This window comes from Gillisia marina (assembly GCF_000258765.1).
Classification (GTDB): domain Bacteria; phylum Bacteroidota; class Bacteroidia; order Flavobacteriales; family Flavobacteriaceae; genus Gillisia; species Gillisia marina.
This window is the reverse complement of sequence record NZ_AJLT01000050.1, coordinates 1-857: the sequence shown is the minus strand read 5'-3', so window position 1 is coordinate 857 and position 857 is coordinate 1. Positions and strand designations below refer to the sequence as shown.

Sequence of the window (857 nt, the reverse complement as noted above, 5' to 3'; positions counted from 1 at the left end):
CGTATTTTAAGGTTCTGTTGATTCTCTCTGCCACGGCATTCTCGTATGGATCGTACTTCTCGGTCATACTCATGAGTATTCCATGGTCCTCAGCAAAGCTGGTGTATGACGGATTGCAATACTGAATTCCACGATCGGAATGATGGATGAGTTTTTGATCCTTGTATTTTCTGTTTTTAAGCGCCATTTTAAGAGCGTCTATGCAAAGTGATGTCTTCATATGGCTTGCCAGTTTGTAGCCCATTATTTGCTTTGAATAGGCATCTGTAACCAATGCCAGGTAACTGTGTCCGTTTTGGGTTTTGATATAGGTAATATCGCTCACCCAGAGTTGTTCGGGCCTACTGGGCACTTTGTTTTTTATCAGATTTTTGTATTTAAAAAATCGATGTTTTGAATCGGTTGTGATATGGAAACGCCTTGTTTTAGGCACGAGCAGGTTGTTCATGCGCATTACCCGGTAGAACCTATCCCTACCCATTTTGATACCGATCTTGCTCATCTCCAATTTTAATTCTTTGTGCAATTTGATTCCTCCGGTTTTAGCTCCAAATTCTCTGCGGTAATCTCTTATCAATTGGACGACTGCTTGTTCTTGGCATTGTTTGGTTCTGTGAGACTTCAAGCGCTTATAGAAGGCTTGTTTGGAAATCCCAAAACATTGGATCAACCATTTTTTTTTAAACGGTTTTGCTTCTTTTTTTCGATCTCGTCTGCTAATGTTTTGGGTAATGACTTTTTTGACATATCGACACCGGTAATAAGTTCCATATCAGCAATAATGTCTTGTTGGAAGTCTTTTACAAACTCCAGTTCTTCGATCTTTTCTTTGAGTTTGTTGATCTCGTCTTTCTTGC

At 39.7% G+C, this 857-nt stretch carries 1 protein-coding gene and 1 pseudogene; both read right to left on the bottom strand.

Going from position 1 to position 857, the window contains the following annotated elements; translation table 11 throughout:
• Window positions 1-670: IS3 family transposase (locus ON07_RS11545; protein ID WP_010231582.1), on the bottom strand; the 670-nt coding region annotated here is incomplete at its 3' end.
• Window positions 667-857: pseudogene (locus ON07_RS16565) on the bottom strand (helix-turn-helix domain-containing protein); the annotation flags it as partial. The pseudogene ON07_RS16565 and the gene ON07_RS11545, both read right to left, overlap by 4 nt.